Origin of the sequence: Azospirillum sp. ST 5-10 (genome assembly GCF_051225715.1) — a bacterium.
GTDB lineage: Bacteria > Pseudomonadota > Alphaproteobacteria > Azospirillales > Azospirillaceae > Azospirillum.
In genome coordinates this window covers 1-14,323 of the sequence record NZ_JBPJSP010000048.1, presented here as the reverse complement: position 1 = coordinate 14,323, position 14,323 = coordinate 1, and the positions used below count along the sequence as shown (strand labels likewise).

11 protein-coding genes are annotated in these 14,323 nt (G+C 68.8%); 9 read left to right on the top strand and 2 right to left on the bottom strand.

All coding sequences use genetic code 11. From position 1 onward, the window contains the following. Positions 1 to 2: 2 nt before the first annotated feature. Positions 3 to 842 carry an IclR family transcriptional regulator gene (locus ACSBPG_RS30395; RefSeq protein ID WP_435541006.1) on the top strand — a complete coding sequence of 280 codons (840 nt, stop codon included), beginning with the start codon at positions 3 to 5 and terminating at the stop codon, positions 840 to 842. A 14-nt stretch (positions 843 to 856) separates the two neighbouring features. Here ACSBPG_RS30395 and ACSBPG_RS30390 read toward each other — a convergent pair whose 3' ends face one another. Continuing rightward, positions 857 to 1,762, bottom strand: a complete 906-nt coding sequence (locus tag ACSBPG_RS30390; protein WP_435541005.1) for a LysR family transcriptional regulator — start codon at positions 1,760 to 1,762, stop codon at positions 857 to 859. A 96-nt stretch (positions 1,763 to 1,858) separates the two neighbouring features. On the opposite strand from ACSBPG_RS30390, the gene ACSBPG_RS30385 reads away from it, so the two are divergent. The 4 genes from ACSBPG_RS30385 to ACSBPG_RS30370 are packed head-to-tail and all read left to right on the top strand — an operon-like array spanning position 1,859 to position 5,847. Further along, positions 1,859 to 3,007: a mandelate racemase/muconate lactonizing enzyme family protein gene (locus ACSBPG_RS30385; protein WP_435541004.1), complete on the top strand. Its 1,149-nt coding sequence runs from the start codon at positions 1,859 to 1,861 to the stop codon at positions 3,005 to 3,007. 45 nt (positions 3,008 to 3,052) lie between these two features. Then, positions 3,053 to 4,033 (top strand): DctP family TRAP transporter solute-binding subunit, encoded by a 981-nt coding sequence (locus ACSBPG_RS30380; protein ID WP_435541003.1) that lies wholly within the window; start codon positions 3,053 to 3,055, stop codon positions 4,031 to 4,033. After that, positions 4,030 to 4,554 carry a TRAP transporter small permease gene (locus ACSBPG_RS30375; RefSeq protein ID WP_435541002.1) on the top strand — a complete coding sequence of 175 codons (525 nt, stop codon included), beginning with the start codon at positions 4,030 to 4,032 and terminating at the stop codon, positions 4,552 to 4,554. Before ACSBPG_RS30380 ends, ACSBPG_RS30375 begins: the two co-directional genes overlap by 4 nt. Before the next feature lie 12 nt (positions 4,555 to 4,566). Next, positions 4,567 to 5,847 (top strand): TRAP transporter large permease, encoded by a 1,281-nt coding sequence (locus ACSBPG_RS30370; RefSeq protein ID WP_435541001.1) that lies wholly within the window; start codon positions 4,567 to 4,569, stop codon positions 5,845 to 5,847. A 317-nt stretch (positions 5,848 to 6,164) separates the two neighbouring features. Here ACSBPG_RS30370 and ACSBPG_RS30365 read toward each other — a convergent pair whose 3' ends face one another. Continuing rightward, on the bottom strand, positions 6,165 to 8,972 hold the full coding sequence (locus tag ACSBPG_RS30365; protein ID WP_435541000.1) for a TrlF family AAA-like ATPase: 2,808 nt from the start codon (positions 8,970 to 8,972) through the stop codon (positions 6,165 to 6,167). Positions 8,973 to 9,044: 72 nt separating this feature from the next. Between ACSBPG_RS30365 and ACSBPG_RS30360 the strand changes: the two genes are divergently transcribed. The 4 genes from ACSBPG_RS30360 to ACSBPG_RS30345 all read left to right on the top strand — a co-directional run. Next, complete coding sequence (locus tag ACSBPG_RS30360) at positions 9,045 to 9,449, top strand: TRAP transporter large permease subunit (RefSeq protein WP_435541019.1); 405 nt, start codon at positions 9,045 to 9,047, stop codon at positions 9,447 to 9,449. A 72-nt stretch (positions 9,450 to 9,521) separates the two neighbouring features. Next, positions 9,522 to 9,785: a PIN domain-containing protein gene (locus ACSBPG_RS30355; protein WP_435540999.1), complete on the top strand. Its 264-nt coding sequence runs from the start codon at positions 9,522 to 9,524 to the stop codon at positions 9,783 to 9,785. Further along, positions 9,782 to 10,033 carry a pilus assembly protein HicB gene (locus ACSBPG_RS30350; RefSeq protein ID WP_435540998.1) on the top strand — a complete coding sequence of 84 codons (252 nt, stop codon included), beginning with the start codon at positions 9,782 to 9,784 and terminating at the stop codon, positions 10,031 to 10,033. The genes ACSBPG_RS30355 and ACSBPG_RS30350 overlap by 4 nt, the downstream gene beginning before the upstream one ends. A gap of 731 nt (positions 10,034 to 10,764) precedes the next feature. Continuing rightward, positions 10,765 to 14,323 (top strand): DUF4347 domain-containing protein (locus tag ACSBPG_RS30345; protein WP_435540997.1); only part of this gene is annotated, 3,559 nt, incomplete at its 3' end.

The following is a 14,323-nucleotide window of genomic DNA, read 5'->3' as shown; positions in this document are numbered from 1 at the left end:
CGATGGACACGTCCGCCGAATCCCGTGACGGCGGCGGAGCCGCCGAGCCTCGTGACGGCGGCGGAGCCGCCGAGCGGCTGCTGACGCTGCTCGACGCCGTCGCCACCGCCGCCCGGCCGCCGTCGCTCGCCGATCTCGCCCGCGACACCGGCCTGCCCAAGCCGACCGCGCACCGGCTGCTGCGGCTGCTGGAGGAGCGCGGGCTGGTGACCCGCGACCTCGACGGGCGCGGCTTCACGGCGGGAGCGGCGCTGGTCGCCCTGGCGCGCCGGGTGCTGCACCGCCACCTCGCCGGCGCCCCCTGCCGGGCGGCGCTGGAGCGCCTGTCCCACGCGGTGGGGGAGACCTGCAACCTGGTCGTGCTGGACGGGCTCGCCATGCGCTACCTGGAGCGCGTCGAGGCGGCCTGGCCGCTGCGCCTCAGCTTCCAGGTCGGGCAGGAGGTGCCGGTGCACTGCACCGCCACCGGCAAGCTGATCCTGGCGCTCCAGCCGCCGCGCGAACGCAAGCGCCTGCTGGCGGCGCTGCCCCTGCCGGCGCTGACGCCGCGCACGGTCACCGATCCGGCCGCCCTGGACGAAGAGTTGGCACGCATCCGCGCCCAGGGGTACGGCACCGACGACGAGGAGTTCGTGCCGGCGATGGTCGCCGTCGCCGTGGCCGTGCGCAACGGGCCCGAACCGCCGGTCGCCGCCGTCTCGATCCACGCGCCGACGACGCGCTGCCGCCTCGCCGACCTGGTGGGCTATCTGCCGCTGCTGCGGGAGACGGCGGAGACCATCTCGGTGCTGGTGGAGGAGGGGGGCGCGGCGGCACCGCCGGTTCCGCTCCCCACGCGCTGACCGCCCGCCGCCCGTCAGCGGTCGACGCTCAGATAGTCCATGCCCGCCAGCACCTCGCGGACGACGGCGATCACCGCCTTGATGGCGGGCGACTGGCCGCTGGTGTGGTAGATCGCGAAGATCGGCACGCTTTCCAGCGCGGGCAGGGACTTCAGGATCGTCACCCGCCCCTTCAGGGCGTCGGTGTCGGCCAGCTTCGTCGGCAGGATGGCGACGCCCGTCCCGGCCGCCACCAGATGGGCGAGCATGGTGACGCTGGAACAGATGTCCAGCCGGGCGGGGACGATGCCGGCGCTGGCGAACCAGGCCTGGACCTGGCGGTAGCCGATGGAGGAGGGCTGGTTGCTGAGGACGGGGACGTGGGCGAGGTCGCCCGGCCGGACCGTCTCGGGCAGCTGCCATCGGTTGCCGGCCAGCCAGCTCGTCTCCTGGGTGCCGAGCGGGAGCATGGTGAACCCCTCCGGTCCGATCGGGTTGACGAGGAACGCCAGGTCGAGCCTGTGCTCCCGCACGTCCGGTTCGATGGCGGCGCTGGTGGCGAACGCGCACTCCAGCTGCAGGTCGGGGTGGCGCTCCTGCAGGCGCTCCAGGACCTTGGGCAGGCAGATCAGCGCGAAGCCCTCGGCGAAGCCGATGCGGATGTAGCCGCTGATCTTCTCCTGGTCCGAGCGCCGGCTCATCTGGCCGACGCTGTCGAGGACGCTGCCGGCCTGCGGCAGCAGGGCCTGGCCGTCCAGCGACAGCCGCAGGCCGCGTCCGGCGCGCTCGAACAGCGGCACGTGCACCGCTTCCTCGAGCGCCTTCAGACGGAGCGACACCGTGGGCTGGGCGAGGTGGAGGTGCTGGGCCGCCCGCTCGACGGAGCGCAGCCTGGCCGTCCAGAAGAACGCTTCGAGCTGCGCGATGGTGATCCGACTCATTGAATTTCCTGATCAAAAAGGCCAAAGAACTTCAATTGGACAGAGGAATTTAAATATCTTAAGAGGCATCAGGCAAGTGGAACGAGGAGTGCCGGCGTGGGCCAGGAGACCGAAATCGTCAGCATTGAGGGTTTCGACGTCGAGTGCCGGCTCCCCGAGCCGGTCGGCAACGCCCTTCGCGTCTTCGACCGCCGCCAGGCGCTGCTGGTGCGGCTGACCACCCGCTCCGGCGTCAGCGGCTGGGGGGAATGCTGGGCCTTTCCGGCGGCGGCGGGAACGTTCATCCGCACGGTCCTGGCGCCGGCCGTCCTCGGCGCCGACGCGGCGGCGCCGCGCGCGGTGCACGCCCGCCTGCGCGAGATGCTGGTGCCGGAGCGCCGCGGCCTCGGCCACGTCGCGCTCAGCGGGATCGACATCGCCCTGTGGGACTGCTGCGGCCGGGTCGCCGGCCAGCCGATCGCCGCCCTGCTCGGCGGCCGCCTGCGCGACCGCGTCATGGCCTACGCGAGCGGGCCCCTCCTGTGGGCCCGCGGCGACCGCTACCGCGGCCTCGAGCAGGCAGTCGAGGGGTACGCCGCCGCCGGATTCGCCGGCGTCAAGCTGCGGGTCGGCGTCGGCCAGCGTCGCGACGCCGAGGTCATCCGGGCCGCCCGGTCGATCCTCGGGCCCGACGCCCTGCTGATGGTCGACTTCAACGAAGGGGCCAGCGTGCGGCAGGCGGTGACGCTGGCCCACGCCGTCGAGGACGCTCGGCTGGCGTGGATCGAGGAGCCGGTGGCCCACGACAACCTGCCCGCCTACCAGCGCCTGTCCACTCTCCTGCCCGTGGCCCTGGCCGGCGGCGAATCGTTCTGCGGCGTCAAGTCGTTCCGCGACGCCCTGGCGACCGGCGCGCTCGACGTCGTCCAGCCCGATCTGGCGATCTGCGGCGGGTTGAGCGAGGCCATGCGGGTCGCCGGCCTGGCGGACGCGTTCGAGACGGCGGTGGCGCCGCACGTCTGGGGAACCGGCGTCAACTTCCTCGCCGCCCTGCAGTTCGCCGCGGTGCTGACGGCGCGGTACGGGGACATCCCGTTTCCCCTCTTCGAATACGACACGGGGGTCAATCCCCTGCGCTCCGCCCTCTACGACGAGGGGCCGGACAAGGACGGGATGATGGCGGTTCCCGACGGCCCCGGTCTCGGCGTCGAGATCGCCATCGACCGTCTGTCGGACTTCGTGACGGGGCACTGGAAGGTCGAATAGGTGGCGTCGTTTGTTCAAGACCGCACGTCAACGGGAGGACATCAGATGAAGCGACGTACTTTTCTGGCGGCGACCGGGGTCGCCATGGCCGCCCTGCCGAGGATCGCCGCGGCGGCGCCGGAGATCCGGCTGAACCTGGCCTTCGTCGGCGGCCCGGACGCTCCCGAGGCGATCGCCATGGGCCAGCTGGCGCAGGAGGTCGAACAGCGCACGGGCGGCCGGATCGCCATCCGGCTCCAGGGCGGCGGCGCCCTGGGAGGCGACCGCGAGGTCATCGAGAGCGTCCAGCTCGGCACGGTGGACATGGCGGTTCCCAGCACCTCGGTGGTGGCCAACTTCGTGCCGGAGCTGAAGGTCTTCGACATCCCCTTCCTGTTCCGCGACTTCGACCATGCCGACGCGGTGCTCGGCGGGCCGGTCGGACGGCGGAAGCTCGCCGACATCGAGAAGCGCGGGCTGATCGGCCTCGCCTTCGGCGGCATGGGGTTCCGCGAGCTGACCAACAACGCCCGGCCGGTGCGGACGGCGGCCGACGTCGTGGGGATGAAGATCCGCACGCAGCAGAACGACATGCACATCGCCGTGTGGCAGGCGCTGGGCGTCCTGCCGACGCCGATGGCGATCCCGGAGGTCTACACGGCCCTTCAGCAGGGCGTCGTCGACGGCCAGGAAAATCCGGTCGGCGCGATCATCAACAACCGGTTCGGCGAGGTCCAGAAGCATCTCAGCCTCACCGACCACGCCTTCACCCCCCTCGTCGTGCTGATCTCGCCGTCGGTTTACGGGTCGCTGGCGGAGGCCGACAAGGCCATCCTCGTCGAGGCCGCCAAGAACGCCATGGTGCGCAACCGCAAGGAGGTCGAGAAGATCGCCAGGAGCGGTCTCGACACCTTGCGCGGGCAGGGCGTGAGCGTCGTCGAGGACGTCGACAAGGCGTCGTTCCAGGACAGGCTGCAGCCGGTCTTCAAGACCTTCGCCGGCCAGTTCGGCGCCGAAGAGCTGAACGCGATCCGGGAGACGGCATGACCCTTCGGGCCGCGCGCTGGCGCTCCCTGTTCCTGGCAGTGGAGCGCCGCATCACCCAGGCGGCCGTCGCCGCGGGCTGCCTGGGGCTCGTGGTCGCCTCGCTGGTCGGCCTCTACCAGGTGGTCGCGCGGTTCGTCCTGTTCCGCCCGGCCGCCTGGTCGGAACCGCTGATCCAGGTGGTGTTCATCTGGATGGCCTATCTGGCGCTGGCCGGGGCGATGCGCACGGGAACGCTGATCTCCGTGGACGCCCTGCGCACCGTGCTGGCGCAGGGACCGTACAAGCGCCTGCTCGACACGGTCATCATGCTGTCGACGATGGCGCTGCTCGGCGTGCTGCTGTGGTTCGGCAGCGTCCTCGTCTGGCGCGTGCGCTTCCAGACCATCGCCGGGCTGGACATGGCGGCGTCCTGGGCCTACGCCGCGCTGCCCGTGGGCGCGGTCCTGTCGATGCTGGCCCTGATCGCCCACTTCCTCGACCCCAAGACCCACGCCGACGTGCCGGCCGACGCGGCGGGCTAGAAAGATCCCATCATGCTTCCCGTGATGATCGCCGCCATGTGCCTGCTGATGCTCGGCGCCGTACCGGTGGCGGTGGCCATCGGCCTGGCGGGGGTCATCGGCACCGCCGGCTTCACCAACCTGCCCCTGATCGTGGTGCCGCAGCAGGCCTTCATCGCGCTCGACAAGTTTCCGCTGGCGGCGATCCCGTTCTTCATCCTCGCCGGCAACATCATGGCGGCGGGCGGGATCTCGGCACGCCTCGTCGACTTCGTCGACGGCCTCTTGCGCGGCGTGCGGGGCGGCCTGCCGATCTCCTGCGTCATGGTGTGCATGATCTTCGCCGCCGTGTCCGGCTCCAGCGTGGCGACGACCTACGCCATCGGCGCCATCCTGATCCCGGCCATGGTCCGCCAGACCTATCCCGTCGGCTTCGCCGCCGCCCTGCAGGCGACCTCGGCGGAGCTGGGCGTCCTCATCCCGCCGTCGATCCCGATGATCCTCTACGGCGTGTCGGCCAGCACGCCGGTCGGCGAGCTCTTCGCCGCCGGGCTGGGGCCGGGGCTCCTCGTCGCCCTCGCCCTGACCGTCTACGTGGCGCTCTGGGTCCGCGTCACCGGCCACACGGTCGTCGTCGACGCGCCGCCGCGGCCCTTCTGGCAGAGCGCCCGCCGCGCCTCGCTGGCGTTCATGATGCCGGTGATCATCCTCGGCGGAATCTACGGCGGCATCTTCACGCCGACCGAAGCCTCCGTCGTCTCCGTCTTCTACGCCCTGATCGTCAGCGCCGTCGTCTACCGCGAGCTCTCCGTCCGCGACCTCGTCGACGCGATCACGCGCTCGACCCTGGCGTCGGCGATCATCATGTTCATCATCTCGATGGCGGGGCTGTTCTCCTTCGTCATCACGCGGGCCGGCATTCCGGCGACGATCGGCGCCTGGATCGCCGAGACCTTCACCGACGGCTTCACCTTCCTGCTGGCGGTGAACGCCTTCCTGTTCCTCATCGGCATGTTCATCGAGACCTCGGCGTCGATCGTGGTGATCGCGCCGATCCTGGCGCCGGTGGCCATCCATTTCGGCATCGATCCCGTCCATTTCGGGCTGATCATGATCACCAACCTGGCGATGGGCATGATCACGCCGCCGTTCGGCGTCAATCTGTTCGCCGCCTGCGCCGTGGCCAAGATCCCCCTGGAGCGGATGATCCGCCATCTCGTGCCGCTGGTCGGCGTGATCCTGCTGTGCCTGGCGCTCGTCACCTACGTGCCGGCGGTGACGCTGGCCTTCCGCGACCTCGTGTACCCGGGCTGACGGGCCGGCCTGGCGGCGCCGCCGCCCCCCGGGCCGCGCCACGCCGGCGACCGCCGCGAGGAGGTGGTTCCGGGATGGCGCCGCCGCGCTCGCGTTGCCGACTGCGGCCCTATCACCGTGCGCGCTGTCCGGAAAGTCGTCGTCAACGCGGGTTGCCGGACCCTTTGGCGACTGGCCGCCAAAGGGTGGATTGTGGTGGGCTCGCGGCGGGAGGTGCGTTTTGCGCCAGGAGCGGACTTTCAAGCGTACTAATTGCATGGCGGAACGAGACGTCTCGGCATGCAAGCTCAAGTGGTCTATCTTAGGTCGCGCAATGGTTAATTACCAAAACGTCCCAAGGCAATCCGCTTGTATCGTTTTTCGAATGCTTCGGTTCCGCCTTCCATCACTCTGCAAACAGCATCGCGAACTGCTTGTGACTGAAGCGATCCACGTTCGGCGACCACGCACTGTCCGTTCTTGAACGCCATTTCGAGAACCTTCTCCGCGTCCCCATTGACCACGATGTTGGGATTGTGGGTGACAACGATGACCTGCCTCCGGACCTTGATCTGTCGGATCTGCTGGACAATGAGGTCGTAGATCAGCCGGTTGTCCAGGTCGTCTTCGGGCTGGTCGAGCACCAAGGGCTCCGTGCCATAGGCCAGGATGAAGGCCAGTATGGCCGCCGTCTTCTGGCCGGGCGATGCCTGTTCGATGGGGCGGAAATTGCGACCGGTCCCGTCCGCGCTGTAGCTGACCTGTAGCCCATCCTCCGGATACCACGTGCGTATCCGGTCGCACTGCTCGGGTGTCAGCCTTTTCAGATGGTTGATGAGCGGCTTCTTCATGCCGGCAGGTGTCGCCTCTCCTCGGGCGGCAGCAATCAGATTGGTCTTCATCTCGTCCAGGCGCGCCTCGATGTCCGCAGCGGCAGTTTGGGCGTCACCGGGGATGTCCTTCAACAGCCTTCCCAGGAGGCCGTCCTGAGGCTTCCCGTCATCCTCCACCAGGATGTCTTGGGCAAAAACATCATCGTTCGCACGATTGATCAAGGCACGGAATGCCGCTTCGACGACGGAAAGCTCGGGCTGGTACGGCAAAATCTTGATGTTCACAAATAGGTTATTGCCAAGAACGCCGTCGACGAATTCCTGCCTCTTTCGCGTGATTTCCTGGCGTAACGCTTTGAGGCGATCCAGGCTTTCCTGGGCTTGATTCAGAACATACTGGCGGTTTTGCTCGATTTTCTTCAATTCGAGGATGCGCTGCTCCAGTTCCTGGCGTTGTTGAACCAGGACACTGTGTTGTGCCGGGTTATCCACGCCTTCATCACGGAGCCGCTCGACAAGGGCCGCGTATTCTTCTTCGCACTGCCTAACTCCAGCATGCCACGCCGACCCGTCGCGTCGCGCCTCCCAATCGACGCGCTGGCCGGCGGTTGCCTCGGCTATGCCCTTCAACGTCTCGGCCAGTTTCTGGAGCTCGGCATGCACGCCATCCAGAAGTTCCAGGGCACCCGCTTCCGCTTCGCTGCTCGGGTTGGGGAAGGCCGCACGGTCCACGTCCGGCGGAAGAATCGCCTTCTGCGCGGCGAGGATGTGCTCCTCAGCACTTGCCCAACGTTTTCGCCATTCGTCCAGCACCCGGACCTGACGCTGCTTCGCTTGATAACTCTTCAGGGTTTCGGCGTGGTGGTCACCCTCGAACACCGACAACTTCCGGACGACGTCATCCAACTCGCCGCGAACCTTATCAATTTGGGACGCCTGCGCGTCCAGTTCCCGGCATCGAGCCATCAGGGAGAGATAGTGCTTCTCTTCCTGGTCCCACCGGGCCTGCCACTCGGCCCGCTTGACACTGTCGGCCTCGTCGATCACCCGCAGCAAGGCGTCCTGGCTTTCCGCCATGGTGAACACCTGCTTTTGGCTGAAGAGCCGGACCGGGAAGCGGGAACGCACGTCGCCGGGCACGTCGGCTTCCAGACCATCGGCCTGGACCTGGGTGATGGCCGGCAGATCACCGGCCTGACTCCACTGCACGCAGAATTCGGCGCCGTCCTTGCGGTACTTGATCTTTATAGCAGTGCTGCTAGTCAGCATACCGCGATCCACGCGGCTACCAACTCGTTTGAAATTCATAAAGTCATCTAAGAGAGATGACGGTACCTCGTCTTCGCGACGGAGTCCTATCCGCATCATCTCCAGAATGGTGGACTTGCCTGACCCGCGACCGCCCACGAGCGTGCTGAGCCAAGGGCTGAACCGCGCGTGGAGCGGCTGCGGACGTCCGCACCGAAAGGCGTTGGCAACCTCGATGGACTCGATCATCAGAGCCGGAAGTCGGTTCTGCTCGCTCGGGTCCATATCGCTTCGCCGAATGGAAAGCGGGGCACCATCCAGGAGTGCCAAGCACAACCCCTCCAGGCATGGGCTTTCCATCTTTACCCACGTGAAGTGGGAGCCCGGATATTGAGGCCCATTCGCACCATCTGGATGATGGGAGTCCGATCCAAGAACCTCCGGCAATCCAAGGTTCAAGTCCTTGTAAATCTGGGGTTTGTCGGCATCATGACGAGTCAATTCAATTGCAGCCAGAAGACCACATTCCAAAAGCGGTTTTAGGGTGTTTCCGGTTAACCCGAACGCGCCCCGATCTTGATCGGCATGGGCGAGTATTGGAAGAGCCCCGACAGCGCGAATCTCCCGGATTACGTCAATGACTGATTTGTTTGCTGCAATCTCACTATCTCCGAAGTTTCCACAGTAGTCAACTCTTGTAAGTAGACGAACAATATCCAATGAGCTGGCAGAGGGATCGAAAATTGCCAGCACATGGGTTCCGCCATTGGCGGTGATCTCGACGCCAGGGAATAGGGTGAGCGGCCTGTAGCCGTTCGGCGGGGTGGCGGATGCTGCCATGGTGGTCAACGCCGCCTTCAAACGGTCGATCCACACTCCGCTATTGTGGTCGCTCACCGCTACGCAGTCGATCCGCTTGCGCATAAAGGCGAGCAGCCATTCCTCGGGGGTGATCTGCTTCAGCGTGTTCTGGTTTGGCCCCTTGCCATAGTCCGACGATGCCGGCGTATGGGTATGAAAGTCGAAAGCCCACCAAGAGGCGCCAGCAATTCCAGAGGGAGGCATTTCTCAATCTCGCGTCACAGCTGAAACGATCGAATCATGGTCTCATTTTTAGCACAAATGTGAACGTCCGCAATTGGCGCAAAGCGGCCGTCGCTGAACGTTGCCCCGGCGCTGGCGATGCTCGACGTACCGCTGCTCGCCACGCACTTCTTCGTCTTCCACTTCGGCGTGCTGGCTGACGTGACACCGCCGGTGGTGCTGGCCGCCTTCGCCGCCGCCGGCATCGCCGGATCGGAGCCGATGCGCACGGGCATGACGGCCTTCCGCCTGTCGACGGGCAAGGCGACGGTGCCGTTCATGTTCGTCTACGCGCCGAGCCTGCTGTTCATCGACTTCGCCTGGGACCGCTTCACCGTCGCCTTCACCGGCCGGTTCGGCCGCCCCTTGGACACCGCCAGCAAACTCGCCAGCCGCTTTTGCCCGCTGGTCAGCCGGGCGGTGTTCATCGGCCGGCGTTCCGCCATCGACCGTCGGTGACGGCTGAAGTAGACATCCTATGGGATGTCGTTCGCATTCTCCAGCGTGAGGATTGCGCCTACGATCACTCGCATGACGAGAGCGGCCCTCGACACAAACGTCCTGTCCGCGGGCCTGCGCAGCCGCCAGGGCGCTTCGTTTGCGGTGCTGAGCCTCCTGGCCGACGGACGCCGGGCTTTGGTGACCACGGCCCTGTTCCTGGAATACGAGGCGGCGGTCAATGGCCGGGCGGACGTGCTGGTGACCCACGATGTCCGGGACTTTGCCACCGCCGCACCGCGGTTCGGCGTCCCGGTTCTCGGACCGGCGGAATTCCTCCGAGGAATGGCGACATGAGCAAGGCAACCTATCCTCTGAAGCTGCCCGCGTCCGTGAAGGATGCCGCCGCTCGGCTTGCCCGCGAGGATGGCGTATCCCTGAACCAGTGGATCGCTGCCGCGGTGGCCGAGACGGTCGGCGCCGTTGAAACCGCGGCCTCCTTCCTGAAGGACCATGCCGGCAACGCGACCGGCGCGGGCTTGCGCTCCTTCCTGGACAGGGTCCCGGACAGACCGCCACCGCCCGGCGACGAAGTGGAGCGGTAACGACCCGCCCGGAACCGGCGCAAAATCCGGACGCTGGTGGCAACCGGTGGCTTCGGACGTCCGCGCTTGGCGCAAAGCACCGAGGTCCACGGCGGCTCCGCCGGCCGGCGGCTCGATAGATCGGTCGTCCCGAGGCGCGACCGCACCCGTGAGCAGGAACCGCCGGCGCCCGACGCCGTCTTACGAATCCGTAAGACCCATGACGCCCGAAAGTGAAAATCGGTCAGAAACCCAGATGTTTCTGACGAAAATCTTGGTTGATCCAGACCCACGGCGTGGGATTATTCTTGAAACAAGACACGACAAATCAAACAGGAAAATGAAGCGTTTGTGATCTTGCGCATTTCAGGTCCACACGCCGGGCATTTGAAGGCCGCTTGACGTCCGATGCGCTGAATTGGACGGCCCGTACGGAGCACGGAGCACCGCCGCTGCGCGGTCAAGCGGACGCCATGGGCTGACACGCCACCTCATCACGCCGAGCCGCGACGTAGGCGGCGGAGAGGGCCGCCGTTTGGCGCTCCCGGCCGGTGCGCTGCCGGACTCGGAAGCCCGCCCGGTCATGCCGCTCCACACGGACCCCGGTTTCGCGACAGCCCGCGTCACGACCAGCGCCACGACCAGCGCCACAACCAACATGGATCCCGTCAATGAGCCTTCACCCCTCCTCGCCGGTGCGTCACGGCCGTCCGGCGGCGCTCTCCGCTTCCCCCACCGCCGGGAGGGAGGCGGTGGACGGCCGTAGCGGCGCCGGCGCGCCGCTCCCGGCGATCCGGCGCGAGATCCTGTTCGTCGACGGGGCGGTTCCGGGGTGGCAGGCCCTTCTCGACGGTCTCGGGCCGGAGGTGCGCGTGGTGCCGCTCGATCCCGGGAGCGACGGGGTGGCGCAGATGGCGCGGTGGCTGGCGGGGCGGCCGGGCTGGCACGCGGTCCATCTCCTGAGCCACGGCGTGCCGGGTGGCGTCGTCCTCGGCGGAACGGTCCTCGACGCGGCGGCGCTCGCCACGCGCGCGGCGGCGCTGGCCGCCGTCGGCGCCGCCCTGGCGGACGGCGGCGTGGTCGTGCTGTACGGCTGCTCGGTCGCCCACGGCGCGCAGGGGCGGCGGTTCCTGGCGGGCCTGGAGCGGGCGCTCGGCGTGCCGGTGGCCGCGTCGGCCTCCCCCGTCGGCGCGCGCGTGCACGGCGGCGGCTGGTCGCTGGCGCTCGCGGACGGCACGCCGTGGCCGCCCCTGTTCACGCCCGCCGCGCGCGACGCCTTCGCCGGGCTGCTGGACACCCTCACCGGGGATGCCGGCGACAACGCGCTGACCGGCACGGGCGACGACGACATCAGCGGCCTCGACGGCAACGATACGCTCTACGGTGGGAGCGGCAACGATCTGCTGGACGGCGGCGACGGCAACGATCTGATCTCCGGCGGCGACGGCAACGACACCCTCGTCGGCGGGGCCGGGACCGACACCCTGAACGGCGGGAGCGGCAACGACGTCTTCTATTTCGCCGCCGGCGCCGACTTCAGCGCGTTCGAGGTCCTCGCGACCGGCTCCAGCACCGGCAGCAAGACCATCCGGTTCCGTGGCGACGGCGACGGCGACACCCTGGTCCTCGGCGCCAACGTCTCCCACCCCGGCGCCAACCTGATCGTCCAGATCGTCGACGGCTTCAACGGCGGCGACAACACGCTGGCGGTCAACGTCGACATCTCCGGGCTGGCCGTCTCCTCCTCCCAGGTGCAGATGACGGGCGGGACGGGAAACAACGTGCTGACGGGGTGGTCGGGCACCGACGTCATGTTCGGCGACGCGGGCGACGACACCCTGTACGGCGGGGCCGGCGTGGACTCCCTCGGCGGCGGGGCGGGCAACGACTGGCTCGACGGCGGCGACGGCCAGGCCACCCTGCGCGGCGACGACGGGGACGACACGCTCATTGCCCATGCCGGCAACGATTCCCTGGTCGGCGGGGCCGGCAACGACTCCCTGGAGGGCGGCGACGGCAACGACCGGATGTCCGGCGACACGGGCAACGACCGGCTCAACGGCGGCGGCGGCAACGACTCCCTCCTCGGGGCCGCCGGCGACGACACGCTCATCGGCGGCGACGACGACGACTCGCTGGACGGCGGGGACGGAAGCGACATCCTCGCCGGCGACGGCGGCCGGGACACGCTGGCGGGCGGGGCCGGCGACGACTCCCTGGCGGGCGGCGACGGCGACGACGCGTTGCAGGGCGGAGCCGGGCTCGATACCCTTTCCGGCGGCGCCGGCAACGACAGCATCCAGGTGTTCAACGGTTCCGACGCCCCCGCCGGCGAGGTCATCGACGGCGGCGCCGGCAACGACGTGATCGAGTTCTTCGGCCTGGGCGGCAGCGGCGACACCCTGACGCTCGGGTCCGGCGTCGCCGACTCCGACAACACCATCACCGTCCGTCTCGTCAGCAACGCGAACCTGGGCATCGACGCCTCCGCCGCGACGCTGACCGGCGGCGTGGTCCTGCTGGGAGCGAACGGAAACGACACGCTGCACGGATCGGCCCACGCCGACACGGTCAGCGGCGACCTCGGCAACGACGAGCTGCTCGGCGGCGCCGGGAACGACCTTCTGAAGGGCGGCAGCGGCCTCGACCTGCTCAGCGGCGGCGACGGCGACGACGAGTTCCGCGGGTCCTGGACGGACCTGAGCGGCGACACCATCGCCGATCTCCGCGCGGGCGACACCATCGTCGTCACCGACATCGACATGTCCCAGCTCGACGGCTCCACGGCGAGCGGGACCATCCAGCTGACCGCCGGCGTGCTGACGCTGAGCGGCGTCACCGCCTCCTCCGGCGTCTTCGCGGCGACCTACGACAGCGACAGCGGCAACACCACCATCACCCTCGCTCCCGCGGCGCCCGGCCTGACGGGATTCACCGACGACACCGGGGCCAGCGGCGATTCCCTCACCGCCGACGCCACGCCGACCGTGACGGGCACGGCCGGCCCCGGCGCCACCGTCGTCCTCTACGACGGCGGGACGGCCTGGGGCACGGCGAGCGCCGACACCACCTCGGGGGCATGGACGATCACGGCCGCCTCCCTGTCCGACGGCGTGCACTCCCTGACCGCCCGCGCCATCGACTCCGGGATGACCTCGGCCGCCTCCTCGGCCCTGGCCATCACCATCGACACCACCGCGGCGGCGCCGGGCACGCCGGACCTCCTGCCGACGTCGGATGCCGGCGCTTCGAACAGCGACGACCTGACCAACGTGGCGACGCCGGACCTCACCGGCACGGTGGACGAGGCGGGAACCGTCATCCTCTACGACGGCGACGACGCCGTCGGCACCGCCACCATGGCCGCCGCCGGGACGTGGACGATCACCGCCGCCAGCCTGGCCGACGGCGCCCACACCCTGACCGCGCGGGCCGTCGACGGCGCCGGCAACACCTCCGCGGCGTCGTCGGCCCTGACGGTGACCATCGACACCACGGCCCCCCTGCTGTCCGCCAGCGTTCCGGCGAGCGGGTCGTCGGGCGTCGCCGCCGATGCCGACATCGTGCTCACCTTCTCCGAGACGGTGGTCCCCGGAACCTCCTTCATGATCCTGGGAGTGTTCCGGGCCGACGCGCCGGAAACCCCGGTGGAGACCTTCAACCTGGAGACCGGGGCGGGCGACCAGGGCGGCACCGTCACGGTGGACGGCACGCGGGTGACCGTCGACCCCGCCGCCGACCTCGACCAGGGCACGGCCTACGTCGTGCAGGTGTCGTCCACGGCGTTGCAGGATGCCGCCGGCAACACCTACGCCGGCCTCACCGCGACCACCGGCCTCACCTTTGCCACGGTGGCCGCCCCGACGCCGCCGTCGGGCGGCGGCCAGACCACCGTCACCACCCCGGTGCTCGGCACCCCGGTCACCGTCGTCAGTTCCACCACCTCGTCGTCGACGGTGGACGGCGTCGTCGTCCAGCAGCAGACCCTGGTCACCTCCAGCGGGGCAGCGGTGCAGATCGTCGAGGTGCCGATCGTCACCGCCGGCCGCGTGGAGGAGGACGCCACCACCGCGGCGGCGGACATCCCGCTGGTGCGCGACGCAGCGACCGGGCAGACGGTGCTGCAGGCCAGCGTGCCGACCGGCGTCGGCCTGCGGGTGGAGGGGGTGGCCGCGGCGCAGACGCCGGCCGACGCGCTGGCCGGCCTGATCCAGGCGATCCAGGCGCGCACCGCGGACGCCGGCGACGAGGCGGCGATGAGCGGGGTGGGCGAGGGCTTCCTCGCCGGGCTGCCGGCCGACGCCCAGCTCA